This is a genomic window from Paenibacillus agricola (assembly GCF_011440305.1).
In the GTDB taxonomy this organism is placed as follows: Bacteria; Bacillota; Bacilli; order Paenibacillales; family NBRC-103111; genus Paenibacillus_S; species Paenibacillus_S agricola.
In genome coordinates this window covers 427,577-453,613 of sequence record NZ_JAAOIW010000003.1, presented here as the reverse complement: position 1 = coordinate 453,613, position 26,037 = coordinate 427,577, and the positions used below count along the sequence as shown (strand labels likewise).

The window sequence follows — 26,037 nt, the reverse complement described above, 5'->3', positions numbered from 1 at the left end:
TTATTTTTTACTTACCCTTTTTTACTTCAGATAGTGCCATAAAGATGGCATTGGTAGTTCCTCCACCTACATTATTGAATGAGTAGGCAGAGACAGGAACACCCACAATTGTTGCTTGATCGCCATCTAATAAATCGCCAGTTGAGCCCATAAGTATGCCAACAATTGAGTTTTGATTAGCATCTACAATGTGTACAGTAGCAAGGATTCCAATAGCTGTATTTTCCTCTGTCACTTGAACGACATGACCTGTTATTTTTGCCATTTTATTCAAATACGGAGCTGCATTTTTGAATAGAAGTTTAGTATTAATGCTAGAGTCTACCTCAGCTCGTGCAGCCTGTTTGTCCTCATCGGTATTAGCTGGAAACCATTTGTGGTTTTGAACGATAAAATTATAAGTTAGGTCATCCATTTTTTGTCCAGTAGCAATTTTAGGGGTTATTATTTTCATAGCATTCGCTGTTACTTTAGTATCAGCTTCAGCTTTAGCTTTAGCGTCAGCCTCAGCCTTTGCTATTGCTTTTGCCTCAGCCTCAGCCTTTGCTTTTGCCTCAGCTTCGGCTTTCGTTTTTGCATCGGCTTCGGCTTTTGCTTTTTTTTCTTCTTCTTTTTTCGCTTGCTCCGCCGCATCAACTTTCTTTTTAGCTTCTGCCTCCTCTTTATTTAGAGCCGGCAGGGATGCAGTAACAACTGTTGAAGTTTCTCCTGCCGTAGTTGTCGCAGGCGTACTAGGAGTAGGAGAAGCTATCATTGCCACACAAAATAGAACAAATGTTGCACCGGATAATAAGAAATATTTTTTGTGCAAGCCCTTTTTTTGGAAAACCGCAATAATTGCCCCTATAAAACAACCAATTGATGCAAGAAAACTCATAACTCCAATAAAAGCCCACATACTGTACTGCCTCCTCATAAATTTACTCTGTTGGTAATTATTTCTTTGAATCGTATATACTATACCAAAAATATTAGTATAGGTATACAGAACTAATTTATTTATTTTTTTTTGAGAGAGGGGGTATGAAATGTATAATACTTTCAAAGAAAGGATGGTTTCCTATAGTTTCCTTGTCGAATGATAGGTCTATGATACTGGAATATTACAGATTGTTTTTTACAGAAAATGGAGTTTTATTCATTGTAGAAGTATAGGACATGATGAATCAAGAATACAAGTGTAATGAGGTGATGATAAATGAACATAGACGATGAGTACAAAAAGGATACCCTTGAAGTTGCAGATATAAAAAAAATTCTCGGTTGTGGGATAAATCAAGCTTACAAGCTGGTGAATTCCGGAGCTTTTCATGTCTTAAGGGTAGGGCGAAGAATTAAGGTTCCCAAGGACTCATTTTATACATGGTACAAAGGACAAGGGCAGGAGCATTAATAGTGCTCCTGTTTTTTTATTTGCTTCTGTATTTGCCATATTGATTCATCGCAAAATCAGTGCTGCGCCACAGAGGATGAAGATGGTTACAAACAATCATATACTGCTACTATGGCTGGGTGAGGAAGATCAATCAACTTTCTTGGAAGGCTGGTGCAATCCTCTAGCAAGTCGAAATTTTCCATGAGTTTGACTGGTTTAGGAGGTAGGAGTAGCTTTTAGAGCGGCCATCCCGGGTTGGTTATCTAATGATTATTGACGATAATTTTCCTTTTTTACTATGATATACAAGTCAGCTATCCATTAACTATTCCTTAGAGAGGAGGAACTATATTGAAGAACGAGACCGCCAATTTACCTGAGCAAGCTACGACCGTTTATCTCGGAAAGCAAAAGCATGTATCCAGAAGAAGGCTCCCAACCATCAAGAAGTATTTTTGGCTTTACACCATGATCCTGCCAGGATTGGTCTATTTCCTTTTATTTAAATACTTGCCGATGTGGGGTATGGTGATTGCCTTTCAGGATTATATATCATTCCTTGGGGTTGCGGGTAGTCAATGGGTCGGACTCAAGCACTTCATTAATTTCTTCAACGATCCCGATTTCTTTATGTTGTTTCGAAATACGATTCTGCTTGCTTTATATAACTTGTTTTTTTTCTTCCCTCTGCCGATTATTATCGCATTGATGTTGAATGAGTTGAAAAACCAGGTTCTCAAGCGTTGGGTACAGAGTCTGATCTATATCCCTCATTTCATGTCCTGGGTCGTTATTTCTGGAATCGTTTACATTTTATTAACTCCTGAGGCAGGAATTATTAACGAGCTGATTGTAACGATGGGCGGTGACAAAATTAATTTCCTGGCAAATTCCAATTGGTTTAGAACTTTAATTATATTGGAGGTCATCTGGCGCGAAACCGGTTGGGGTACGATTATCTTTCTAGCTGCTCTTGCTGGAGTAGATCCTCAGCTCTATGAAGCGGCGAAGATGGATGGGGCTGGGCGGATACGACAATTGTGGAATATCACCCTACCTTGTATACGCAGTACCATTGTGATTCTGCTTATTCTTAGGCTCGGGAATTTTATGGACTCCGGCTTTGAGCAAATCTTTCTGATGATGAATGCGATGAACCGGGAAGTGGCTGAGGTTTTCGATACTTACGTTTATACGTATGGCATTGTTCAAGGGCAGTTCAGTTACAGCACCGCTGTCGGCTTGTTCAAATCGTTGATTGCTTTAATTCTGGTAATGGGTGCCAACTATGCTGCCAAAAAATTTGGGGAAGAAGGCATTTATTAGCCTTCACAGCTGCATTTTGAAAGGAGGTCGCCGCAATGATAGAAGGACAAAACTGGAGCAGTAAGCTCTTTAATTATATGAACCAAACGCTGCTAGTTATCATTTCCCTGATTACAGTTATCCCGTTCATACATGTGTTAGCCGTTTCTTTCTCGGATGAAACCTCCATCATTGACCGCAAGTTTGTTCTATTCCCGGTTGATTTTTCACTGGACGCCTTTAGATATATATTTTCCACCGATACTGTGTTCATTAGTTTGACCAACACTATCTTCATTACCCTGGTTGGCACGTTTGTCAATATTTTATTGACTGCGCTTATGGCCTATCCGCTTGCACGAAGAGATCTTCCCTGGCGCAGCTCGATCCTGTTTCTGGTGACCTTCACCATGCTCTTTGGAGGGGGAATTGTTCCGACATTCCTGATTGTCAAGTGGTTGGGTTTGTTGAATTCTTACTGGTCTCTAATCATTCCTACCGCAATCAGCGCATTTAACTTGATTGTTCTGAAAAATTTTTTTCAGCAATTGCCTGAAGGGCTGGAGGAATCGGCTAAAATAGATGGCTGCCATGATTATGGCATTTTATTTCGGATCGTGATTCCGTTATCGCTTCCAGCGCTAACAACATTTTCCTTATTTTATGCGGTATCTCATTGGAATTCCTTTTTTCAAGCCATTTTATACATTAACGATTCGTCCAAATGGCCCATCCAGGTGCTGCTTCGACAGATCGTGCTTCTCTCTCAAGGAGGCATAGGGGATTCTGTTGCTACGAGCAATGTGATGTATACGCTTCCGGATACTGTCAAAACGGCAGTAATTGTAGTCGCCACGGTTCCAATTTTATGTGTGTATCCCTTTTTGCAAAAGCATTTTGCCAAAGGCGTTATGTTAGGATCGGTAAAAGGATGACCGTCCCAAAGGGTGGCATTATTTATACACAATTCAGTTATGGAGGATGAAAAAGTATGCAACGAAATAAATCAAGCCATTTATTCAAATTATTTTGTGTGTTTATGCTGGTCGTCATTGTAATTACTGGCTGTTCGAGCCCAACCAGCACTGCACCTGCGGAGGGGGCCAAGAAAGGCCCAACCAAAATTAGCTTAATGGTCATCTATTATGCAGCCGAGCCGCCTAAACCCGATGTAGCCGCATTTAAGAAGCTGCAAGAGCTAACGAATACAGAGCTTGATATTACATGGATTCCGAGCTCTGCTTATACGGAGAAACTGAACGTGTCTGTCACTTCAGGCGATATGCCGATGGCGATGTTCGCCAGCCAGCCAATGAATGCAACCATAGTCAGCAGCACGAGAGCCGGCATGTTTTGGGAAATCGGGCCCTTCCTGAAGGATTACCCTTTGTTAAGCCAAATTAATAAGCTGGCTTACCATAATTTGAAAATCGACGGGAAGGATTACGGGATTCCACGCTCTCAGCCGGTTGGTGTTGACACGGTTATTTACCGCAAGGATTGGTTGAATAACCTTGGATTAAAGGAGCCTAAGACGATTGAAGACGTCTACCAGCTGGCAAAGGCATTTCAACAGAATGATCCCGACAAAAACGGTAAAAACGATACGATTGGGTTTGCCACGGATACTTCACTTGCAGGATTAAATATTGTCCTTGCCTGGCATGGAGCGCCAAACAAGTTCAGTGTAGATCCAAGCGGCAAGTTTACCGCTGATTTTATGACCAAAGAATATGTGGATGCTTTAAGGTTTTTCAAGCGCATGTATGACGATAAAGTCATGAACACGGATTTTGTGTTGACTCAAACGGCTCAAAAGGTTGATTTGATCAGGAAGGGCATAGCGGGTATGTATTTCGAGGCCAATTTTAACTCGGCGGAACGCCAGTTGGATATTAGAACCCATACGCCAAAGGCGGAAATTGACATCGCTTATCGGATCGCAGGCCCGAAGGGAGAACGCGTGCTCGCTGCTCTTGGTTATAACGCCAGATACATGTTTTCAAAAACAAGCGTGAAAACGGAAGCGCAGCTTAAAGACATACTTGCTTTCTTCGAAAAGATGCAGACCCCGGAAGTGGTTACTTTGCTGAAATGGGGAATTGAAGGTGTTCATTACAAGGTTGATAACGGTAAGAAGGTAAGTATCGATGAGGTTCTGTATAATAAAGAGGTAGAGCCGCTCAAGTTTCTCAGACTCGATAAAGAGAACGCCGATCTAACGGGCAACTCTACACTGGATACAAAAGTGAACGAAACTTATGCTGATATGGAAAGCATTGCCGTGCCAAACCCGGCCATCGCATTAATCTCGCAAACCATGACGGAAAAAGGTGCGCAGTTAACGAAAATTATCGATGATGCCAAGATCAAATTTATTCTGGGTGAGTTGGATGAAGCAGTGTTTAAACAGGAAGTGGATAAGTGGCTAAAAAGCGGTGGCCAAAAGATTCTTGATGAGTATGCCGTAGAATATGCTAAGGAGAAGAAATAAAAGCTGAGAAGAGGTGTATGGGTATGATTCAAGACACAGCTCCGGAGCCTGGCATTTCAAAGACGGCTTTTGTAAAGAAGCAAAAATTGATCGATTGTGATGTCCATGTTTCCCCGCAGCATCCCGATCAAATTCGTAAGCATATGGCAGCTAAGTGGCAAGACCGCTTTGCGATGAGCGGACGGGATTTGTATGCGCATCCAACCTACGTCAACCGGACAGATGCCCACCCGCCAAGCGGATTGCCTGTTGGCTCGGACCCTGATTTTTTGCGAAAGCAGCTAGTGGACGAATACGGGATGAATCACCTGATTTTGATTCAACGCCCGTTTACGAATCCGCTTCCGAACCCGGAGTTTGCAACCGCTCTTACGGCAGCATGGAACGATTGGATAGCTGAAACCTGGCTCAAGGCATATAACCACGACCATGTATTTAAGGGATCGATCTGTGTATCGACTCAAGACCCGCTCGGGGCTGTACGGGAAATCGAACGTTGGGTGGGCCACCCGCACTTCGTGCAGATAGTAACCGATTCCGCAGCCGCAGCTGCATATGGGCAGCGGCAGTTTGATCCTATTTATGAGGCATGCGAACGGCTCGGATTACCATTCGCTATGCATGCGGGTGCGGACGGAACCGGCATCACCTCGATTCCTTCATCGGGGTACCCGACACATTATATCGAGTGGAGCACTTTACATGTGCTGTCCTATCAGACACATCTTGTTAGTATGTTGGTTGAAGGCGTGTTCGAACGCTTCCCAGGTCTGAAGGTTGTATTAGTGGAAGGCGGTGTAGCTTGGCTTCCGACTTTGCTCTGGAGGCTCGATACGCAGTACGAGCGCTTCAAGAAGGAGCTTCCGTGGCTGAGTAAAAAGCCAAGCGAGTATGTGCGTGACCATGTGCGCGTCACCTCGCAGCCGATTGAACGGCCCTCGGATCGGCATCTGCTGAAAATGCTCCAGCTCATGGATGCCGAGCACATCCTGATGTTCTCAAGCGATTATCCGCATTGGGATTTCGACAGTCCAAGGCTTGCGTTCCCGAAGCTGCCCGAAGCCTTGCGTAACCGCATTTATTATGAAAATGCCCGTGAACTCTATCGCTTATAGGCATAAGTCGAAGGAGAGAGAATGACTATGAGCAGCAGCCAACTGAAATTAATTGATTGCGATGTCCATGTATGTCCGCGTCATGCAGATGAGATCAAAGCTTATCTAGAGCAACCATGGAAGCATCGGTTCAGCATGCGCAAAAACACTTATTACAAAAATCCTAACCCTCCTTTCGATAAAATGCCTCCGGGGGGAGGCGCGGCGGGAAGCGATCCCGATTATCTGAGGAGCCAGCTGATAGACCGTCTGGGCATCTATCGTGCCATTCTCATGACGCAGGCGCATGTAACGGCGGATCATGATCCTGACTATTCAAGCGCAGTAGCGACAGCATACAATAGCTGGCTTTCCGATACCTGGCTGGGCAAATATAATGATGACGGTGTGTTTAAAGGCTCGATTGTCATCAACCATCGAGACCCCTTGGCGGCCGCCCAAGAAATTGGCCGTTGGGCGAGCCATCCGCACTTCGTTCAGATCCAGATGGATACCGGTGCCCGTGCTCCATTCGGGCAACGGCAGTATCACCCGATTTTCGAAGCGGCTGAGCGTAATGGACTGCCAATAGCGATCCATCCGGGGGGAGAGTCTATCGGTGTCAACAAGCCGGTCTGGATTGGATATCCCTCGCATTACACGGAATATATCACAGGCTTCAGCTTTGCGATGCAGTCTCATCTAGTCAGTATGCTAACGGAAGGTACTTTTGAGCGCTTCCCGAAGCTTAAGGTCGTCATTGTTGAAGGAGGGGTCACTTGGCTACCAGCTCTGATATGGAGGCTGGACCAAGAGTGGAAGGCTCTTCGTTCGGAGGTACCCTGGATCACTAAAGCTCCGTCGGAATATTTGCGGGACCATGTCCGGTTCACCACACAGCCCCTGGAAAGACCTGCTAGTGACGAGGATTTGTTAGAGGTTCTGAGTATGATGGAGGCTCACAATTTGCTGATGTTTTCCTCCGATTATCCAGAGAGCGACTTCGTTTCACTCGATTCCTCACTGCCGCGATTACCTGTCGAATGGGAAGCGAGAGTACTATTCGAGAATGCAAAGCAATGGTATTCGTTATAGATTAGGAAGTCTGTTGTATCCGCTTTCAAAATTGTGGTTAAAACCTTATTTTGTTAGGAGGTAGGGAATTCAATGAATCAACAGGTAAAAACAACCTTGGAGAAGAGGACAGAAGATAAGAAATACGGAATCATTGATTGTGATGTACATCCTTCGCCCAAAAGCACGGATGAGATTCGTTCCTATATGGCACAGCCATGGAAGGACCGGTATCAGGGAAGTACGCGTGGTTTCTTTGGGAATCCGGTTCATGGGGCACGCCTGGATGCAAAGCCCCCTCTGGGTGGACCAACGGGGTCGGACCCAGATTTCTTACGGGAGCAATTGATCGATAAATATGGCCATGCACATGCGATTCTACTGCCGAGGGCTTTCTGTAATTTACAGCCCGATCCTGATATGGGAACCGCTATCGCTGCAGCGTACAATGACTGGCTTGCCGACACATGGTTGAGTGCCTACAACCATGACGGTGTATTTAAAGGTTCGATCACGATCAATCATCAGGATCCGCAAGCGGCTGCGCGAGAAATCGAACGCTGGGCAGGGCACCCTCACTTTGTGCAGGTGATGACCGATTCTGGAGCCCGTGCACCCTTTGGCCAACGACAGTATTATCCTATTTATGAAGCGTGTGAACGTAACGGCTTTCCTTTTGCGATACATCCGGGTACAGACGGAATGGGCATTAATATCCAGCCTTCCCCGGGCTATCCCACTCATTACATCGAATGGCATACTTGTCTTTCCCTAGGCTTTCAAGCGCACCTTGTCAGCTTTATAACAGAGGGCGTTTTTGAGAGGTTTCCTGGCCTCAAGATCGTTTTAACAGAGGGTGGGGTTTCATGGCTCCCCACCTTGATGTGGCGCCTCAATGCCGAGTATAAGGCGCTGCGATTTGAAGTTCCATGGGTGAAGCGACGACCTAGCGAGTATTTACGGGACCATGTTCGCCTATCCTCCCAGCCTTTAGAGCGGCCTGAGGATGACAAAGAGCTGCTTCAGGTGCTGCAAATGATGGATGCCGAGCATATCCTAATGTTTTCCAGCGATTATCCGCATTGGGATTTCGATTCTCCCACACACGCATTTCCAAAGCTGCCTGAAGCTATGCACAGGCGAATCTTTTTGAAAATGCCCGTGAGCTCTACAATTTATAATTCGAAAAGCAAGGAGGAAGTGCATGTATGGGAAGACATGTGGTTGGAGTAGCAACGGATTTACCACCTGGTACGAACAAGATCCTACTACTTGAGGGTCGTTCGGTTGGAGTTTTCAATGTAAATGGTACTTATTCCGCTCTCAAAAACAGCTGCCCGCATCAAGGCGCTCCACTATGTGTAGGAAAGGTAACAGGAATGACATTACCGTCTAATCCGGGACAATACCTGTACGGACGGGAAGGTGAGATTCTGCGTTGTCCTTGGCATGGGTGGGAATTTGATATTACGAATGGTAAATCTATTTTTGACCCTCATAAATGTCTGGTTAAGACTTATGAGGTTGCAGTTGAAGCAGATGCAGATGCAGAAGAAACCCCTTCTGTGGAGACTTATACGGTAAAAGTTGAAGGCGCGAAATTGGTAGTTTATATCTAAACAGGAAGATCAATGTCCAATGAGACCATTCTCATAATCGGAGACCATTATGAAAACACGTTCTAAGTATCTCGTGAACATTTTTTTATTCAGTCTGTTTTTAGGCATGACTCCAGTACTTATGCTTGGCTTTTTCTCTTATTCCAAAGCTTCCACGGAAATTCAAAAGAAGGTTAATGAAGGAAATAACCGGATTCTTGAGCAAACGCAATTTCGGGTTGAGCAGGTTTTGAAAACCGTTGATACAGTGACTAACCAATTTATCCACTCTCCACTGACGATTTCTGTCATGGAGCTTGAAATGAAGCAAGAGCGTTATCAGGATTTTCAACAGGTCAGAGAAGGATTGTATAAACTACAGGCACAGGGTTTGGGGATCTTTGATGTTTTTCTGTACAATATCGAGAAGAATTGGTTGATCAATAATAGCGGTTTTTTTTACAGAATCGATGAAGAAAGCTTGGGACTGCTTCTGGCTTACGCACAAATGCCGGTCATTTCGCAATGGACGATTAACAGAGAGCCCCTGTTAGAAGGAGGGGACGAATTATCTAAGGTACAAACGGTTAATTTGATTAAAAAAATGCCAATCATCTCATCGAATCCGTACGGCTTCTTGGTGAGCAAAATACCGATTCACGAGATCCGTAAGCTATTAACCAAAAACGTAATGCCTGGAACCATGATGGTTTTGGATGCGGATAAACGGATCATAGCCCTTGATGGCGAGGATCTGATTGGTAAGGATACGTCAACTAAGCGAATTACAGAGCTCTTGCAAAGCCATTCGGAAGTGATTGGTAATTTTGAAGCCGAGCTGGGTGAGGAAAAGGTGATGATCTCGTACCGCCAGTCCCCTTACAACGGATGGGTGTATGTATCCACGGTTTCGATTGAGCAGGCAACCCGGGATTCCAAGGCAATTGGGTGGTTTACTCTAGTCACATGCCTGACAATCTCAGCGTTAACTTTAATTATTGCTTGGCTGGGCTCACGCCGGATATATCGTCCTGTCAAAAAGCTGTATACATCGGTGATTGCGGAGTCTGGTGAAGATTCGCTGCTTAATAAGAATGAGTTCGAATCCATCGAATTAAGTGTTCGGCACCTAATGCAGTCCAAATTCAGGATGGGGAATCAAATCGAAGGGCAAATCAAGCTTTTGAAGGAATATTTCTTTTTCAAGCTGTTTCAGGGTGACTTGAGGCGTAAAGAAATGGAGGAAGGCTTGGTCTTTTATGGACTCCCGACTGACTTTGAGCATTCCCTCGTACTGGCTGTTGAAATCGACACGCTGGAGGGAACCCGGTACAAAGATCAAGATCGCAATTTGCTATTGTTTGCGATCGATAACATTATGAGGGAAATTGTGGATGAGCGGCAAAGGATCGGTCCAGTGATCATTCACGATACGGTGGGGGTGCTCATAGGCAGCACCAAATCGACCGAAGATATCCCATTTAGGGATGGGATTTTCGAGCTTGCGATGCAAGTTCAACAAGCGGTACGCACCTATTTGCACATTAAAATCAGTATCGGCGTGAGCCGTGGTATTCGCTCACCTATGGCAGCTTCAGCAGCATTCAAGGAAAGCTTGGAAGCATTGAAATACAGGCTGCAGCTTGGCCAAGAGGTGATTTTGTTCATCGAGGATGTGCAGCTTAGATCCAGTGGCTCCATTCAATATCCACAGGAAACAGAGAAGGAATTGGTTGAAGCCATCAAAAGCATGGATGCCGGCAAAGCACGGGATACCTTGCACCGGTTTATTGTGGAAGTCACTGAGAACAAAATGGGCCATAACCAGTACGAAATTTCTTTGTCGCTGCTGTTGAGCGAGCTGGTCCGGATCGCGCAAGATTCTGGATTGCCATGGAATTGGATCGATGACAAAGATCGTTCACTGTTTAGCGAGCTGATACATCTGAAGACAGGGATGGAAGTGGAGAACTGGTTTTGCGACAACATCATTTTTCCAGTTATTCAGTCCTTAACGGAACGGGAAGAAACACAATATCGAAGAATATCTGACGACATCATCAACATCATTCATACCGAATACGATAAAGTGCTAACCTTGGATTCATGTGCGGCTAGGGTGAATTACCATCCTCATTATGTGAGCAGGGTCTTTTCAAGGGAAATGGGAACCAGTTTTGCGGACTATCTGTCCCAATATCGATTGCAAAAGGCCAAGGAGTGGCTGCAATCAACGGACTTGAAAATTATTGAAATCGCTTTGAAGCTGCACTATACAAACCCACAAAATTTCATCCGTTCTTTCCGTAAAATTGTTGGCATGACTCCAGGACAATATCGAGCTACGTTTAGGTAAAGGTCAGATTAGGGATGTTCAGATAAAGAATGAAAAACTAGGTTGGGAAGTGGGCTATCAAAATGAAAATTGTCAGTATTGAGACTTTTACAACGAAACAAATCAGTATAGTTAGAATCCGGACAGACGACGGAAGAGAAGGCTATGGACAAACTGCCCCCTATATTCATGCCAATATCGCCGCCTTGGTGCTTCACCAACAAATCAGTCCCTATGTACTGGGAGCGGATGTAAGCCGTATTGAGGATATTGGCCCACTTGCAGAGAAGTGCATCGAGGGGGAGCACAAATTTCCCGGGTCTTATATAGCCCGTGCGGTAGGCGGAATTGACACAGCTCTGTGGGATCTTCATGGAAAAATACAAAATAAAAGCGTTTGCGAGCTTCTAGGCGGAAAAAAAACAGCAGTCGAGGTGTACGGCTCTAGCATGAGCCGTACCATTACTCCCGAGGAGGAAGCCGAAAGATTGAAGCGGTTAAAGGAATCTCATGGCTTTAAAGCGTTCAAAATTCGTGTCGGCAATAACTTTGGGCATGATGTTGACGCGTGGCCGGGTAGAACGGAAGCCATTGTTCCAGCAGTACGCCAAGCTATCGGCAAGGATACCTTATTGTATGTGGATGCCAATAGCGCTTTCTCTCCTGAAAGAGCCATCGAGGTTGGGCATATGCTGGAGCAAAATGGCGTATGCCACTATGAGGAGCCATGTCCATATCCCGAGCTTGAGTGGACACAGCAAGTGAATCAAGCGTTAAGCCTATCAGTAACAGGTGGAGAACAAGATACCGATCTGGCCCAGTTCAAGCGTATGATAGCGATGCGGGCTGTGGATATTGTTCAACCGGATGTCTGTTATATAGGGGGACTAAGCCGAGCCCTGAAAGTCGCGAAGCTGGCGGAAGAGGCGGGTATGACATGCACACCGCATTCCTCGAATCTTTCCATGGTCACAGTATTTACTCTGCATATGCTAGGCGCAATCCCTAATGCCGGCCGATTTATGGAATACACAATTGAATGGAACAATAGCTGGACAGACGGACTGTTTTCTCCTCCGCTTGAGGTTATCGACGGCTGGGTAGAGATTCCCAAAGGTCCAGGTTGGGGAGTTACGATCAGCAAGGATTGGCTGGATAAGGCTATGTACCAAATAACTCGTCTGGAACTATAAATAGAGATCAAAACCAAAACTAGTGTTTGATCTGAGGTATGTCCATGGTACAAAGATAGGAGCGTAAATTATGCTCCTGTCTTTTATTTCTCTATATAGTCCATAGTTGATTTTCTTCAAAAGGTGCCGTTGTACTCACTTCGAAATTGGACAAAACCAGAACTCATACGGTCGAAGTGATGCAAATTTGATGCAAAAAGAGAAAAACAAGAGTGATTTTCACAAGTTAAAACTAGTGAAAAGAAGTTGTAAATATATTGGACAAACCCATATATAATAAGGTGTTATTGATTGAATGAGGTTAGACAAAGTGAAACCCAGTAATGATTTATTTTTGCCTTTGAAGGGCAGCGACCACAAAAGTAAATTTTTGCTAACCAATCGTGAACGCGAAGTTTTCGAACTGTTGGTGCAGGACAAAACAACAAAGGATATCGCGCAGCAGCTGTTTATAAGCGAGAAAACGGTGCGTAATCATATATCCAATGTCATGCAAAAACTAAATGTAAAAGGTCGTTCACAAGCAGTTGTTGAGCTGATTAAGCTTGGGGAAATCACAATTTAACTGGTTTGCCGCTCTGGTTTTAAAGCATTGTAGTCTTATCCTTTAAAGCCTTCTTTTGCCCTTTCCTTTAGGAATGTGCCGGGGAGGGCTCTTTGGTTTGATATCCAATTTATAGAAATTTCAAACTGATAGTTTTGCAAAGCTGTACAAATGATGGCTATCCCTTCAAAGATCGAAGGGATAACCATCATTAAAGTTTAGCTTTTCAATTACGTTCACTATTAATCAGATCCGCAGTAAGGATATAACGGTTCGGCGCATCTCCAATATATTCAAATGGATAACAAGTAGTTACGGTTAATACTGCATGGTCTGTTGGTACAATAATGGTGGTATCGTCTTTATCTACAATTTGAAATTTATTGATCTCATAAGTGAATATACCTGCAGAAGTCTGCACGATAAGCTGATCTTTTATTTTCAACTTACCCAATTTCCTAAAAACAGTATCCCTATGCCCCGATAAAACAGAATTATCATTTTCCCCTGGCATCACGCTCCTGGCAAAGTGACCTATGCCTCTCTTTAATTCATCCTCATCCGTCCCATGAAAGATAGGTATAATCTGATCTATTGCTGGAATCGTCAGATTCCCTATATGTTCTCCTTCTGTTGGTCTAATGGGATAAAGGATTTCATTGATATGAGCAACCGAAGTAGTAAGGGGTAAGGGGACAGGGGTGGGAATTTCCACTTGGTCGTTCTTTAGTGTTAGCGGCACAGTTGACAAAGGGGTGTTTCCTGCTGCAGCAACAGATCCAGACTGTTCATGAATTTGGATACCTGCCCAAATCATACAACCAATCCCCAGGATCAATAATCCCAGGGATAGCATATGAGTTACTGTAATCTTATTTCTTCGAAACGACCCGTTTTTATTCATGAGTCTTCCTTCTTACTCTGATCGTTAAACCGATTATTGATAAAACAGCTCCAACAAGGAGTAGATTAAACCATGGTGTAGCCGTATTGGGAAGTTCTCCCCCTGGAGTGGTAGGTACAGATACTGTACACAATGCTAGATCGACTATCTCTCCATTATCATCAGGAATAAATTGTGCACCTATTTTATAAGCCCCTACAGGTGCATTTTCAGCAGTATAGGTTACATCTTCACTACCATGTACTTTGTAAATTTTGCCGCCAAGATTGAAAATCCAAGTACCTGTTCCTTTTGCATCATTCGGTAGGATCGCATGAATAGTGATGTCCCCTTTGGAGTTCAGTAATACGCTGACTGAGGGAGAGGTACAAACTTCTGTGAATGGAACAGTTGGTACTCGTGGTACTGATGGTACTGGTGGTTCAGTTGCAGGTGGTTCAGTTGTTGGCGGTTCAGTTGTTGGTGGTTCAGTTGCAGGTGGTTCAGTTGTTGGTAGTGCAGTTGTTGGTAGTTCAGTTATTGGTAGTGAAGTTGTTGGTAGTTCAGTTGTCGATGGTGAAGTTGTCGATGGTGAAGTTGTCGATGGTGAAGTTGTCGATGGTGAAGTTGTCGATGGTGAAGTCGTTGATGGTGAAGTCGTTGATGGTGAAGTCGTTGATGGTGAAGTTGTCGATGGTGAAGTTGTCGATGGTGAAGTCGTTGATGGTGAAGTCGTTGATGGTGAAGTTACTGTTGGTGGTACAATCACTGGTGGTATGACTAAAGCAGCACATGCTCCCGGGACGTTAATGCTAGTACTCGCAGCATTAGCTGTAACTGCGGTCTGTGCCAAAACTCTGCCATTAGTTACCGAGCCAGCACCGATTGTGATAGCGGATTTACTCATCAAGGTTCCCTCAAGGGTGCTGTTCGCCCCAATGGTAGCGACATTGACTACCCAAAAGATATTGCAGGATTGAGCCCCATATGTTAATTGAGTTACCGTGCTTGCTGCCGTAGAAAACGCTCCATCAATTTGGAATATGAAAACCCCGTTGCCACTAAGTGTCGTATTAGATCCAATTGTAACAGCACCAGTAAAGTTATGTACCCCCGGTGATAGTGTTTGACCCCCAAGATCAGATGCTACCCCGGTAAAATCAGCTTGTTGTGAGCCTGCATGGGTAATGGCTGCCCCCAAATTGGTAAACGCTGTTGTATATGCTGTATTAGCTATATCATTGGAGCCGGTAACTACCGCAGTTCCTGTTGCGCCGCCGCTTCCCAGACTGCCTGTTACGTAGGTTTGACCTGTAACTGTAGTGGTTGCACCTAAAATACCATAAGCACTTGCTGTTCCAAGATTTGGTGCTATGCCTATTGCTCCTACCGGTAAAGCGAAAATGGTAAGCGAGAGAACTAAAATAAGTAAGTACGAGGTCGATTTAAAGTATTTGGATCTCATAAGTATAAGTACACCTCTTCAATATGTATTGGGAGAAAACACTCCTCCTACCAATTACCCCCATTCTATGAGATTCGAATCAAATTATATCATTTTGAAGGACTAGGAGATTAATTTACAGCTTTTGAACTATTTGTACTTTGTATTCGGAGTTTGGAGACAGGGAGAAAGTTGTAAAGTTAAGGGAAGGATTTCTAGAAGAATTAGCTGGGGGAAGCAAAATATGAATTGTATCAGGATGGGAATCTTCAAGAGTCTTGGTTTAAATAATCAAAATATGATAAAAATGAAATCATCCAAGCCCATTCATAATTAGGAATTTTTAAAATAAGGGGAGGATTAGGCAATGAAGTGGTAACAAGTAAGAGATTTGTTTTTCCTGACCAGTTTGTCTTGCTTGGTCTGGATATCCTGAAAACATACGGATTTATCGTGGAAATGAACAAACTCGAACTAAATTCGCCTCATTTCGCTGAACAGCTTAAACTCCAAGGATCGCTTTCGCCATTTCATTATTTGTAACAAGCCAGTTACGGTGTATTTCAAACCACATCTCCAATGTCATGCAAAAACTAAATGTAAAAGGTCGTTCACAAGCAGTTGTTGAGCTGATTAAGCTTGGGGAAATCACAATTTAACTGGTTTGCCGCTCTGGTTTTAAAGCATTGTAGTCTTATCCTTTAAAGCCTTCTTTTGCCCTTTCCTTTAGGAATGTGCCGGGGAGGGCTCTTTGGTTTGCTTAGCCCCATATTTTGAGGGAACCGGAGATTATGGACCTAGGAAAGAGCACAATATATTGCCTTCTCTGAATCAAGTCAGCCCACTTTACATTTTCCTTTGGGAGATTGCTTTAATGGACTTTTTTGTTTTAACCGAGCATTAACATTTTCGTCTAAAAAAGTAATCATGAAAATAGAGGCACAGAGGTATTACTACCATTACTATGGGCTTTTTGTAATTCAGGATTAATTCTATTTACATACAAGAATCGACAGCATAGTATGATAACCTTTTTTAATATAATGAATTATACTCTATATATGGTACAAATTGTATCATAGGACTCTGTGTTTTTTGGCCTATCCTTTATGAGGGAGGAGGTGAACAGATGGGAAAAGTATAACTAGGATTGCCCGATGAGATGAGAGCTATCAATATTAATATTTTCGCTGTTGGTTGTATCTTGTTGATAAGGTTTATACAAGAACCACTGGGCATTCATATGGAAAGAAGTGAATAGATCACTTACTTAATAATTTTATTTAAGGAGAAACAAGATGAAAAATAATCTGGGACGAATGCAAGTATGTGCTTTGACTGCATTCATGTTAGGAATTCAGTCGCCAATAGTGACAACCGCAGAAGAGACGCTCACAAATGCCGCAAGTGAAAAGGCTATCTCGGTTCGTACATATACTTCACCTCCGCTCATTAGAACAAAGGAGACACCATCTGTTAAAACTGTAACGAACTCGGTCTACTTGGACACAGTAATTCCCTTTATAGATGAAGTGGCAGATACATCAAAGCCCATCATACTTGATACCATGTATGATGGCGCCTTTGAGGTGCCGGATGGGCATTGGTTTAAAGATCGAGTTAGACTGGATAGCGCAGCTACCGATATAAACACCGTGAGCTTGACAAAGGATGGTGCTTCGGTAGCCGATTACACCTTGGGGCAGTTGATTTTCGATGAAGGCATGTATGTGTTGGTGGTCACGGACTATGCAGGCAATGTAACAACATTGCACTTTGCTATCGATCGGACGAATCCTGTTATAAATGGGGTAACGCCTGGGCAACGCTACAATAGCAGTGTAACACCGACCAGCCCAGACACCAATATTGACTGGGTGAGCTTGAGGAAGGATAACCAGAGCGTCGAGGGTTACACTTTGGGCCAGCCGATTAGCGACAGCGGCACTTACTTCTTTCAAGTGCAAGACCTTGCAGGTAATTCACGAATGTTCTCATTCACTATTGAAAGGGTTGCACCCGACATAAACGGGGTGACGCCTGGGCAACTCTCCAACACCAGTATAACACCGACCAGCACAGCTACTGATATAGAAACGGTTAGCTTGACGAAGGACGGCGTGGCGGTAGCGGGTTACACCTTAGGCAAAGTGATTAGGGATAGTGGGACGTATGTGCTGGTGGTCACGGACCATGCGGGCAATGCGGCAACGGTTCCATTCACGATAGAGAGTAATGCGCCTGTTGTGGGTGGGGTAACGGACGGGCAACTTACAGACACAAGTGTAACACCGGCCAGTCCAGACAATGATATAGAAACGGTCAGCTTGACGAGGGATGGTGTGGCGGTAGCGGGTTACATGCTGGGCCAGACAATTAGCGATAGCGGGGCGTATGTGCTGGTTGTCATGAATCACAGAGGCAATACGACAATTGTTCATTTTACGATTGGCGACAGGGCTGCTCCCATCATAATTGATACCATGTATGATGGCGCCTTTGAGGTGCCGGATGGGCACTGGTTTAAAGATCGAGTTAGACTGGATAGCGCAGCTACCGATATAAACACCGTGAGCTTGACAAAGGATGGTGCTTCGGTAGCCGATTACACCTTGGGGCAGTTGATTTTCGATGAAGGCATGTATGTGTTAGTGGTCACGGACTATGCAGGCAATGCCACGACATTGCACTTTGCTATTGATCGGACGAATCCTGTTATAAATGGGGTAACACCTGGGCAACGCTACAATAGCGGTGTAACACCGACCAGCCCAGACACCAATATTGACTGGGTGAGCTTGAGGAAGGATAACCAGAGCGTCGAGGGTTACACTTTGGGCCAGCCGATTAGCGACAGCGGCACTTACTTCTTTCAAGTGCAAGACCTTGCAGGTAATTCACGAATGTTCTCATTCACTATTGAAAGGGTTGCACCCGATATAAACGGGGTGACGCCTGGGCAACTCTCCAACACCAGTATAACACCGACCAGCACAGCTACTGATATAGAAACGGTTAGCTTGACGAAGGACGGCGTGGCGGTAGCGGGTTACACCTTAGGCAAAGTGATTAGGGATAGTGGGACGTATGTGCTGGTGGTCACGGACCATGCGGGCAATGCGGCAACGGTTCCATTCACGATAGAGAGTAATGCGCCTGTTGTGGGTGGGGTAACGGACGGGCAACTTACAGACACAAGTGTAACACCGGCCAGCCCAGACAATGATATAGAAACGGTCAGCTTGACGAGGGATGGTGTGGCGGTAGCAGGTTACACGTTGGGCCAGACAATTAGCGATAGCGGGGCGTATGTGCTGGTTGTCATGAATCACAGAGGCAATACGACAATTGTTCATTTTACGATTGGCGACAGGGCTGCTCCCATCATAATTGATACCATGTATGATGGCGCCTTTGAGGTGCCGGATGGGCACTGGTTTAATGATCGAATTAGACTGGATAGCGCAGCTACCGATATAAACACCGTGAGCTTGACAAAGGATGGTGTGGCGGTAGCCGATTACGCCTTGGGGCAGTTGATTTTCGATGAAGGCATGTATGTGTTGGTGGTCACGGATCACACAGGCAATGTCACAACATTGCACTTTGGGATTGATCGGACGAATCCTGTTGTGAATGGGGTAACGGCTGGGCAACGCTACAATAGCAGTGTAACGCCTACCAGTCCAGACACCAATATTGGCTGGGTGAGCTTGAGGAAGGATAACCAGATCGTCGAGGGTTACACTTTGGGCCAACCGATTAGCGACAGTGGCACTTACTTTTTGCAGGTGGAAGACCTTGCAGGCCATACACGAATGTTCTCATTCATTATAGATATTGATGTACAGATCTCGGATGCACAAGCGGTAGACGGAGCAAAATCGGTATTGGTAATTACTTTTAGCGGTAGTGATACGGTATCGAGCGTAACTCAAAATGTAACGTTTCCAACAACAGGAACAAACGGAACCGCAATTGCATGGGTATCCGATAACACAGACCTTATTACTACGACAGGTACGGTAACCCGTCCTGTACATGGAGCTGGCAATGCGACGGTAACCTTAACAGCGACAATCACCAAAGGTACAGAAACTGTTACAAAAACGTTTGCGTTGATCGTCGTGGCAGCACCAGACGTCATAGTTACAGACCTAATAGCACCAATTGTCACAATGACGAATGTGACAACATTCGCTGTCGGTACTGAGATCACAGGGGTACAAAGCAACGAAGTGGGGACGCTTTATCTGGTATCTGCTTCAGCTACTGTAACGAATAAAGCTTCTCTTGATGCGCTGTTTACAGCAGGTACGGCAATAAGGGAAACGGTAAGTACAGCTAACACAGATATAAGCCTTTCAACGACAGGTTTAACCATAGGGGAATATAAAGTATATGCTGTGGACGCTGTGGGTAATGTTTCGAATCCTTCAAGCGTTACGATAATATTAACTCCTGTTCCTCAACCTTTCATCATTAGTGGAGGAACGCTTAGCAACACTGGCGGAATTAAGGCTACAGTAACGGTGACAAGTAATAGTATGGGTTCAAATGTTCACACCGGCAATGAAGTGGTCATCTTTCAATTGATGAAGGGTGAGATGCCAGTTAGTATCGTTGCTTTGGAGACAGACATTCAATTTTCTGAAGCTCTAACTGCGTACTTTAATGTCACAGGCTCGGACTACAAGGTTGACGTATTTGTAGTGGATAGTTACAGCAATAGCTTTACAGATGTTGGTAACCAATTAGCTAAAGCCATAACTTTAGAATAGTTAACACCATTTATTAGTAGATTCGGGCCCGGGTTTGCCGGGTTCGATTTCCAACATGAAAGTGAGGATATCCAGTGAAGATACGATTATTTAGTATCGCAACAATTATGGCACTACTACTTACTTTAATGCCATTAAATATTATAGCTGCATCGGTGAATGTTACTTTAACAGATATTCCTACAAAAAAACCTGGCGATACGGTTACTATATCGGGCACAACCAGTTTGAATGAAGTTATTATTAAAACGATCCGTCCTGATACTACCATTTTATATTACGATGTTGCAGTTCCTATTAATGGGGGCTACACTACAAGCTTCAAGCTGCCAGTAGATGCCGATTTAGGTAACTACACGGTCGTAGCGGGTAAGGGAGCTGACGTGATTACAGACGAGTTTGCGGTGACAACAGCGGCAGTTGTAAGAACGAATGCGAACTTGAAAGCTTTACAGTTAAGTGAAGAAGCATCGATAGACTTTTCTGCCGATAAACAGGAATATACGACTAGTGTAGGAAACAGTGTTACAAGTATCACAGTTTCGGCAACTGCAGATGATGCTGAGGCAACCATTACAATTAATAGTGAAGAAACGTCCACTAAACAAATTAATCTAATAGAGGGTTCCAATACCGTCTTGGTAGAAGTAACGGCTCAAGATGGAACAACCCAAAAAACCTACAGTCTTATCATAAAAAAACCAGCTCTTCAAATCGTAGTCCCAAATGTGCCAATTCAAGTATCTACGGAGCCACTAAGCATTTCTGTACCAGCAGGTTCCACGAATGCGACCATGCAAGTCACGACTGTTACTATAGGAACAACAAAACATGCCACGCTTCCGCAAATAGAAGTGAATGTTGTTACTTCATTGGGGATAGTTAGGGTTTCAATTCCTGCCGGCACCCAAATTACAGCTCCGTCAAGCTGGGATAATATCATTAAACTCCCGGAGGTTAAGAGCAATAGTAGCTTATCTGTAGCTGGTGGAGAGGTTAGCGCAGTTATTGAAGTTGGATCACCTGATGTTACTTTAATTTTTGATAAAGCAGTACGGCTTCTTATTCCAAACCAAGCAGGAAAAGCGGTGGGCTATATAAAAGGTAACGTGTTTACACCTATTACTGAAATAATAAGTGCAGATACGCAAGATGCTGCGGATAGAGAACTAGTGGCAGGGGGTGAAGGGAAAATTGATGTTGATAGCGACCAAGTTATATGGACGAAGCATTTCACTAAATTTGCCAGCTATACGCCAGCACCAACGACTCCCAAAAGCAGTTATGGTAGTAGCAGCGGTGGAGGCAGTCCTGTAATAAACACAGATATCATTTTATCCAATGGTGGTACTGTTAACCAAAATGGAGCTGTAATTGTCATTCCGGTCGGGGCAATTACAAGTGATATTAGGGTGACAGTAGAAAAAGTTACTAATATGGCTACTTTGCCTACAGCTACTTTGCTAAAACTTGTAAGTGATGTCTATGAGATTAAAAAAGATGAATTTGGCGAATTTAGCAAATCAGTATCTATTACATTGCCGTTTGACAAAACTGCCATCGATTTGGATAAAACACCGGTTGCCATATACTGGTTGAATGAACAAACAAACCAATGGGTTCAGTTGGACAACACCCAGGTCGATAAAGCGAATTCAAAGGTAAGCGGATCCGTCAATCATTTTACTAAATTTGCTGTCTTAGCTACAGTCAAAATAGAGGCCTCTGCACCCGGTTCTGTAGATTTTTCAGACGTAAAGGGGCATTGGGCGGAAAAAAGTATTCAAGATCTGATTCAGTTGGGGGCTATAAAAGGATATCCTGATGGAACATTTAAGCCGGCAACTAACATTACCCGTGCTGAATTCATTTCGGTCATCGTTAAAGCTTTTAATCTCCCACCAAAAGATGGAAAGGTCTTTGCGGATACCGATAATCATTGGGCACAAAATTCAATCTCCACAGCTGCAATGCATGGAATTATTTCCGGTTACAGCGATACGACTTTTGGTCCTGACGACCTTATTACCCGTGAGCAGATGGCTGTTCTAATTGTGGGTGTCAATAAAATGGAATGGGTTGCCGACGGTAAGGCTTACGCAGATAGCTCGGACGTTTCCGATTGGGCAAAAGCTGCTATAGCTATAACCACTTCAAAAGGATTATTAGATGGTTTTGAAGATGGTACATTGAAACCAAAAGGGAAAACAACTCGTGCGGAAGCAGCAACTGTTATCTTAAGGGCATTATCTTTAAAACAATAATGTAATATAAAGTACTGTCCTAAAGGATAGGTTGCTGCCGGTTGCATCGAGAATGAAATGGTGTCTAAAGCCGATAAGGTGGCAAGTACACATGTATTCAAAATGGTTATGTGATTATCATCTTAGAAGAAGCAAGTATACCGCCAAAAAGCAAGCTCCTATCGGTTGATAGGGCTTGCTATTTGGTTTATTGTCCTTTTTTGCTTACCAATTAAGGTCACAAGATTCCTGTTGTGATCTTTTGGAATTAGATTGTGAGGTACTTAAAAAAATAAGACATCCGATTCGAAAAGCCAATAACAAATGGGTCTAATCTGCATTGTTGATCTCATCGAGCTCTGATTCCTCAAGTTTGGCGATAGCCAACACTTCTTGATCTGTCTCATTTTCCCCTTGAATGGAAGCGGCTGGTTGTGCTTGCTAGTTAAGCTGCTCTTCAATTTGGCCGATTCCAAGCGCTTTGATGGATGGGTATGACTAAACTAATCACACATCTTTACCTACGCAATATATTATAATATGGGCACATTGATTGAAACCACTTGACGCCCAACATACTTAGTGTTGTAAAGGGAGCTGGGTTAAGTTGCTAACTCATTTAGAAGAACGGTTAGGTCGGCTGATTCAGCCTAATGTAGTTGAATTAGGTAACGTACTTAAAGAAATAGTAAATATCGATCAAAGGATAACTCCTTATGTGAAGGAGCCAGAGCAGAATGCATACGGGAGGAACGTGATCTATCAGTGTGAGCATACGGAAATAATCGTGATTATGCTTCCTTCACATTGCGTGACTTCGATTCACGACCACGGAGATTCAATTGGGGCTGGATTAGTTGTTAAGGGGAGATTAAGAAACTGTGTTTTTAAGGCTCAGACTGAGAATTTAGCTATAGAAAAAGCCGAATATCAATTTAGAGAGGGGCAACTTTGTTTTTACTCGCGTGGCATGATTCATCAAATTGTTAATTCTTACAGTGATCCGCTAATTCTGATAAACGCCTATTCTCCTCCCCTTCAAAATACGAAAGTTTATCAATTGGATAAATAAAGAGGCCCAGCAGAAAGGACTGGTAAATGAGGTTTCCTGGGTATACATGGCGTTAACGTACCCCGTACCGTTTCCGTTTGTCTTTCATGGCGGCATCCTCTTGGGATTGTACACGTTCCAATCTCTATTCCCCCCTTTCAAGATCGGCTATAAAAAAACCGAAAGCAACAAGATATTTCTATGAAGAAACATCTGAGGAAAACGGTATTGTCCAGGTTCTCCTAAATTTTTATCATAAGGATATCCTGATCTTGGGCGTTTCAAAGCAACTGGAGCGTGTTGTTGTTATTCTGAATGGCCTCCTTGGCCAACTTGTTGGATTAATCTTCCCCCTGACTGTTGATGCAATATACAGATATCTGTGGAGCACTGGCAAGCCATAAACAAATCCGCGGGAGACTCGCTCCCACGGATTTGTTTATATGATCTTTCTTACAGACCAAGGGTTGGCAGCATAAAGGAAGCTGCATCACAGGATGTGTACACATTGCCTGGCCGCAGTTCAGCTTTCAGGCAGTCCCACTTCAACCAACGAAGCAAAACAACGGATGAAAGCCATTTTGCCCGTAGTGCGCATTATGTAAGGCTCCTTCTTGTTTGAGCCATCTTTATATAAGATTGATCCTACAAGGTTTTTGATGATTGCTTGTTATGCTGTGAATATAGGATTATATATACTTCTTCAATCATAAGGATGAAACCGAAAGCCATTCAGTAGCTTCGGTAATTTCACTGAAGTTCTTGGCCTTATAGGGAAGGTCGTCAAAATTGCTAACTATCCTGCCTAAGCTCAATTTGGCCACTGTCTTTTCCGGTATAGTCATTGCCATAAACCTAAGTCCTGCATCATAAGCTTTTGTAACAAATTCTTGAGCAATCCAAGCCCGGTCTTCAGCCTTGACAACAGATGCTTTGCTAGAATCCATTAATAGTTTCCCGGATTTTCTTGTAGCTAAAAGCTCAATTGCCTTGAGCATGATTCTTTGAAGCTCTTCACCATCAGCAAAGCCTTTCCACTCAACCTTTACCGCTTGTAGCTCTTCATTCCATGAAACCTGTCCTTGATCAGAATTGTAATAAACCATCTTGCACCAGGCCTCTTTTCGTTGTTAAGTTGATACAACTGTAACAAAATAAATTACAGATGTCAAGAACACGCAGTTCAGTTTTCAGGCAGTCCCCAATTAAACCAACGAAGCAAAACAACGGATGCAAGCCATTTTGCCCGTAGTGCGCATTATATAAGGCTCTTTTTTGTTTCCCAGAAGCCGTAAATCCCGAGGAGTCTACATCGAAGATGAAATTGCAAGGCTTCCATCATATCTTCTAAATATTTGATGGTTTCATCATTAGATTTCGCATGAAAGCGGGATAAGGTGGGCTGAGAAGCGAGCCGTTCTTTATTTAAGATGGAAGTGAACGAAGGCTCCGCATGTAAGCTTGGGGAAATCACAATTTATGGAGATTGCTTTAATGGACTTTTTGGTTTTAGGCGTATTACTACCATCAACGAAGGAGAATTGTATCGGAAACGGTGTTACCTCGCCTGTTATTAATATTTACCCGGAAATAAAGTGTTATTTTCCTCTTTCGTTGTCATTTATAAAGTGTCCTGAATAAAATGAAACAGCTATAGCCTAATGGACGAATAAAAATTATTTGAAGAAGAAAGGATGAAGAAATTTACAATGAAAAAAACTTATAAGCTTATTGAGATCGCTCATAAACTTGGAAAAATGCGTACTACTGTCACTGATTGGTCAAACCAATATCGCGAATTTCTTCCGACTATAGTTACTAATGGTTCTCTCAGGTATACAGAAGGAGCCGTAGAAATTTTTGAGATTATTTCCAAGATGAGGGATGCCAATAAATCAATTAAGCATATAAAGGATCATTTACAGGAAATACGCCAGAAGGCTCTTATCAAGATTAGTGAAAACGAAAAGCCTGTATCACCTAATGTTCATAACTTAAACATTCAGTTAAGTAAAGAGACGATGGAATTACGTAATGTTGTCCAGTTACTCAAACAAAAATTAGAAACGAACAGACAACCCAAGGATGTAAAAGACCATTTGCAGGATATCGTTCAAAAGGTTACTATTGCGTCTAAGGATTACGGCACACTTTTGTCGCCGATTATTGATAGCTCAAACATTCAGTTAAAATATGAGGGTGTGTCTGAAGAAGTCGCGGAACTGCGTAATGTCATGCAGACACTTACAGAAACCGTATCCGAAATTATTGAACAAGACATCAAAAGTGAATTAATTGCCATTGCAGAATCCCTGGACACACGATACGATGGTGTATCTGTAAAAGTGATAGAACTAGGTAATATGATGCAGGCACTTACAGAAAATGTAACGGAAATTATTGAACAAGACATCAAAAGTGAATTAACGACGACAGCAGAATTACTGAACACACGGTATGACGGTATGTCTGAAGAAGTAACGAAGCTGCGAAGCGTGATGCAGGCACTTACAGAAAATGTAACGGAAATTATTGAACAAGACATCAAAAGTGAATTAACGACGACAGCAGAATTACTGAACACACGGTATGACGGTATGTCTGAAGAAGTAACGAAGCTGCG

20 protein-coding genes and 1 pseudogene are annotated in these 26,037 nt (G+C 43.5%); 16 read left to right on the top strand and 5 right to left on the bottom strand.

Annotated features, from left to right (window positions below; translation table 11 throughout):
- Positions 1-7: 7 nt before the first annotated feature.
- Positions 8-898, bottom strand: coding sequence for a hypothetical protein (locus G9U52_RS39220; RefSeq protein ID WP_207952878.1), 891 nt, complete (start codon positions 896-898; stop codon positions 8-10).
- Between the two features lie 300 nt (positions 899-1,198).
- Here G9U52_RS39220 and G9U52_RS10015 point away from each other — a divergent pair, with 300 nt between their 5' ends.
- The 11 genes from G9U52_RS10015 to G9U52_RS09965 all read left to right on the top strand — a co-directional run bounded on the left by G9U52_RS10015 (position 1,199) and on the right by G9U52_RS09965 (position 13,033).
- Positions 1,199-1,393: a helix-turn-helix domain-containing protein gene (locus G9U52_RS10015; protein WP_166148902.1), complete on the top strand. Its 195-nt coding sequence runs from the start codon at positions 1,199-1,201 to the stop codon at positions 1,391-1,393.
- Positions 1,394-1,726: 333 nt separating this feature from the next.
- On the top strand, positions 1,727-2,701 hold the full coding sequence (locus G9U52_RS10010; protein ID WP_375790243.1) for an ABC transporter permease: 975 nt from the start codon (positions 1,727-1,729) through the stop codon (positions 2,699-2,701).
- Positions 2,702-2,736: 35 nt separating this feature from the next.
- On the top strand, positions 2,737-3,615 hold the full coding sequence (locus tag G9U52_RS10005) for a carbohydrate ABC transporter permease (RefSeq protein ID WP_166148900.1): 879 nt from the start codon (positions 2,737-2,739) through the stop codon (positions 3,613-3,615).
- A gap of 56 nt (positions 3,616-3,671) precedes the next feature.
- Positions 3,672-5,174: an extracellular solute-binding protein gene (locus G9U52_RS10000; protein ID WP_166148898.1), complete on the top strand. Its 1,503-nt coding sequence runs from the start codon at positions 3,672-3,674 to the stop codon at positions 5,172-5,174.
- Positions 5,175-5,197: 23 nt separating this feature from the next.
- Entirely contained in the window at positions 5,198-6,289 is a 1,092-nt protein-coding gene (locus G9U52_RS09995; protein WP_166148896.1) for an amidohydrolase family protein, read from the top strand.
- Positions 6,290-6,316: 27 nt separating this feature from the next.
- Entirely contained in the window at positions 6,317-7,363 is a 1,047-nt protein-coding gene (locus G9U52_RS09990) for an amidohydrolase family protein (protein ID WP_166148894.1), read from the top strand.
- Between the two features lie 72 nt (positions 7,364-7,435).
- On the top strand, positions 7,436-8,575 hold the full coding sequence (locus tag G9U52_RS09985) for an amidohydrolase family protein (RefSeq protein ID WP_243767244.1): 1,140 nt from the start codon (positions 7,436-7,438) through the stop codon (positions 8,573-8,575).
- The gene (locus G9U52_RS09980; protein ID WP_166148892.1) at positions 8,551-8,961 is read left to right on the top strand and encodes a Rieske (2Fe-2S) protein; all 411 of its coding nucleotides are present in this window, start codon (positions 8,551-8,553) and stop codon (positions 8,959-8,961) included. The genes G9U52_RS09985 and G9U52_RS09980 overlap by 25 nt, the downstream gene beginning before the upstream one ends.
- A 49-nt stretch (positions 8,962-9,010) precedes the next feature.
- Positions 9,011-11,296: an AraC family transcriptional regulator gene (locus tag G9U52_RS09975; RefSeq protein ID WP_166148890.1), complete on the top strand. Its 2,286-nt coding sequence runs from the start codon at positions 9,011-9,013 to the stop codon at positions 11,294-11,296.
- A 62-nt stretch (positions 11,297-11,358) separates the two neighbouring features.
- The gene (locus G9U52_RS09970; RefSeq protein WP_166148888.1) at positions 11,359-12,468 is read left to right on the top strand and encodes a mandelate racemase/muconate lactonizing enzyme family protein; all 1,110 of its coding nucleotides are present in this window, start codon (positions 11,359-11,361) and stop codon (positions 12,466-12,468) included.
- A 340-nt stretch (positions 12,469-12,808) separates the two neighbouring features.
- Positions 12,809-13,033, top strand: coding sequence for a helix-turn-helix domain-containing protein (locus G9U52_RS09965; protein ID WP_076236846.1), 225 nt, complete (start codon positions 12,809-12,811; stop codon positions 13,031-13,033).
- 205 nt (positions 13,034-13,238) lie between these two features.
- Here the strand turns inward: G9U52_RS09965 and srtD are convergent, their stop codons facing one another.
- Both srtD and G9U52_RS41645 read right to left on the bottom strand, forming a co-directional pair.
- The gene (gene srtD / locus G9U52_RS09960) at positions 13,239-13,916 is read right to left on the bottom strand and encodes a class D sortase, LPxTATN-specific (RefSeq protein WP_311764841.1); all 678 of its coding nucleotides are present in this window, start codon (positions 13,914-13,916) and stop codon (positions 13,239-13,241) included.
- Complete coding sequence (locus tag G9U52_RS41645; protein WP_207952877.1) at positions 13,909-15,360, bottom strand: ice-binding family protein; 1,452 nt, start codon at positions 15,358-15,360, stop codon at positions 13,909-13,911. Before G9U52_RS41645 ends, srtD begins: the two co-directional genes overlap by 8 nt.
- A gap of 542 nt (positions 15,361-15,902) precedes the next feature.
- Here G9U52_RS41645 and G9U52_RS39880 point away from each other — a divergent pair.
- The 4 genes and pseudogenes from G9U52_RS39880 to G9U52_RS09935 form a co-directional block, all read left to right on the top strand.
- Positions 15,903-15,998 (top strand): annotated as a pseudogene (locus G9U52_RS39880) (LuxR C-terminal-related transcriptional regulator); the annotation flags it as partial.
- A 639-nt stretch (positions 15,999-16,637) separates the two neighbouring features.
- The gene (locus G9U52_RS09945) at positions 16,638-20,120 is read left to right on the top strand and encodes an immunoglobulin-like domain-containing protein (RefSeq protein ID WP_166148884.1); all 3,483 of its coding nucleotides are present in this window, start codon (positions 16,638-16,640) and stop codon (positions 20,118-20,120) included.
- A gap of 74 nt (positions 20,121-20,194) precedes the next feature.
- Positions 20,195-22,384, top strand: coding sequence for an S-layer homology domain-containing protein (locus G9U52_RS09940; RefSeq protein WP_166148882.1), 2,190 nt, complete (start codon positions 20,195-20,197; stop codon positions 22,382-22,384).
- A 586-nt stretch (positions 22,385-22,970) separates the two neighbouring features.
- Positions 22,971-23,435: a cysteine dioxygenase gene (locus tag G9U52_RS09935; RefSeq protein WP_166148880.1), complete on the top strand. Its 465-nt coding sequence runs from the start codon at positions 22,971-22,973 to the stop codon at positions 23,433-23,435.
- A 686-nt stretch (positions 23,436-24,121) separates the two neighbouring features.
- Here G9U52_RS09935 and G9U52_RS09930 read toward each other — a convergent pair.
- Entirely contained in the window at positions 24,122-24,520 is a 399-nt protein-coding gene (locus G9U52_RS09930; protein WP_166148878.1) for a hypothetical protein, read from the bottom strand.
- Complete coding sequence (locus G9U52_RS41640) at positions 24,501-24,734, bottom strand: transposase (protein WP_166149488.1); 234 nt, start codon at positions 24,732-24,734, stop codon at positions 24,501-24,503. The genes G9U52_RS09930 and G9U52_RS41640 overlap by 20 nt, the downstream gene beginning before the upstream one ends.
- Before the next feature lie 389 nt (positions 24,735-25,123).
- On the opposite strand from G9U52_RS41640, the gene G9U52_RS09920 reads away from it, so the two are divergent.
- On the top strand, positions 25,124-26,037 hold a 914-nt coding region (locus G9U52_RS09920), incomplete at its 3' end, for a MerR family transcriptional regulator (protein WP_166148876.1).